Here is a 2,008-nt window from a genome sequence, read left to right on the forward strand (position 1 = left end):
CGCCTCAATGCCCGCCGCCAGATCGTGCTGGGCGGCATGGAAAGCCATGTCTGTGTGCTGCAGACCGCCATCCAGTTGCAGGAACACGGTTACCAGGTGTTCGTGGTGGAAGATGCCATCGCCTCGCGGCGCAAGACCCATCACCGCAACGCCCTGGCGCGACTGCGCCAGGCCGGTATCAGCGTGATCATGAGCGAATCGGCCCTGTTCGAATGGCTGCGCGATGCCCGCCATGAGCAGTTCAAAACCCTCTCGAAGCTAATTCGCTGATAGCGCGCCGTGATTGGGGTATGATCCCCGACACGACCATCACCGATAGCCATCATGCCCGACAGCGCCACCCCGTTTCCCATTCGCGATTATCTGCATCCGAAGTACTGGCCCACCTGGCTGGGGCTGGGATTCATGTGGGGCGTTGCGCAGCTCCCGTACCCGGCCATCAACACGCTGGGCAAAGGGGTTGGGCTGCTGAGCTATGCGCTGATGCCGGCCCGGCGACGCATTGTGCGGACCAACCTGCGCCTGGCGTTTCCCGACTACGACCGGCCAACCCTCCGCCGGCTTGTGCGGGAAAACTTTCACTCCACGGCCATGGCGATCTTCGAATCGGGACTGGCCTGGTGGGGCTCAGAACAACGCCTGAAAAGAATGTATCGCGTCGAAGGGCTGGAAAACCTGGCCGCCGCGCAGGCCAAAGGCAAGGGCGTGTTATTACTGGGCGGGCACTACACCACCCTTGAAATCAGCGGCAAGTTTCTGGCCAATCACGTCGACAATTTACGGCCCACCTACAAGCGGGCGCATAACCCCCTGTTTGAAGCCGTGATGGTGCATAGCCGCAACCGGATGCTCGATGGACTGATTCGCAGTCGTGACATGCGCGATATCCTGCGTAACCTGAAGCAGAAAAAAGTGGTCTGGTATGCGCCGGATCAGGACTTTGGCGAACGCGCCTCGGTCTTCGCGCCGTTCATGGGCATTCAGACCGCGACCCTGACGCTCACCGCGCGTATCGCCAAATCCTCCGGCGCGCCGCTGGTGCCGTTTTATTCCGAACGATTGCCCGGCAACCAGGGTTATCTGATCCGGGTCGGCCCGCAAATCGAGGAATTCCCCACCGACGACGATGTGCGCGATGCCACGCTGGTCAACCAGGCCATCGAGGAACAGGTACGCCGCACACCCGCCCAGTATCTATGGGCACACCGGCGGTTTCGCACCCGTCCCGACTGGGAACCCCAGCTGTACCGGGTCAAGCGTCGCAAGGCGATGAAACAATACACGCGCCTGTTGTTCGTATTCAGTCCGCTGATTGTGCTCTACACCCTGTGGACCGCGTTTCGTAATCGCGACAAGCGCTATTTACTGGAACGTTTTGCCCTTGGCACCGGCGATGTGCGTGCCGATATACACCTGCATGCTGCCTCGATCGGCGAACTCAATGCCGCGCTGCCGCTGATACGCCTTTTGCAGGAAAAGTACCCCCGGCTGCAACTGCTGCTGACCACCAACACCCCGAGCAGCCGTAAAATTGCCGAAAAACAACTCGGGGATAGCGTCAAACATCACTATCTGCCGATCGACTGGCAGTGGACGCTCAACCGGTTCATGCCAGAGGTAAAACCACAATGCCAGCTCATCATGGAAACCGAACTGTGGCCCAACCTGTATGAATACTGCTTCCAGCATGGCATTCGCAACATTATCGTTAACGGCCGCCTGTCAAAGCGGACAACCGAAGCACCGCGATTCGTCCGCAATGTAATGATCCATGTGCTGCAGTATACCTACGCGATTCTGGCCAGAACCCAGGCGGATAAAGCGCACTTCGAGGATATCTGGAACCTGGCCAGGACCCGTCTGGTAGGCAATATCAAGTATGCGCAAAACAGTGCGCGCCAGGTAGCGCCCGTCGATCTGGGGCCCCCCTACGTGCTTGCCGCCTCGACACGCAATGATGAAGAAAAACTGATCATCGAAAACTGGCTGAAACTGGATGCACCACGCC

General features: G+C 59.1%; 2 protein-coding genes. Both read left to right on the top strand.

Annotated features, from left to right (window positions below):
- On the top strand, nucleotides 1–270 hold a 270-nt coding region (locus tag RI563_RS12370), incomplete at its 5' end, for an isochorismatase family protein (RefSeq protein WP_310694692.1).
- Nucleotides 271–324: 54 nt separating this feature from the next.
- A partial coding sequence (gene lpxL / locus RI563_RS12375; RefSeq protein ID WP_310694693.1) for an LpxL/LpxP family Kdo(2)-lipid IV(A) lauroyl/palmitoleoyl acyltransferase occupies nucleotides 325–2,008 on the top strand: 1,684 nt, incomplete at its 3' end.

The organism is Thiohalophilus sp., assembly GCF_031581315.1.
In the GTDB taxonomy this organism is placed as follows: Bacteria; Pseudomonadota; Gammaproteobacteria; order UBA6429; family Thiohalophilaceae; genus Thiohalophilus.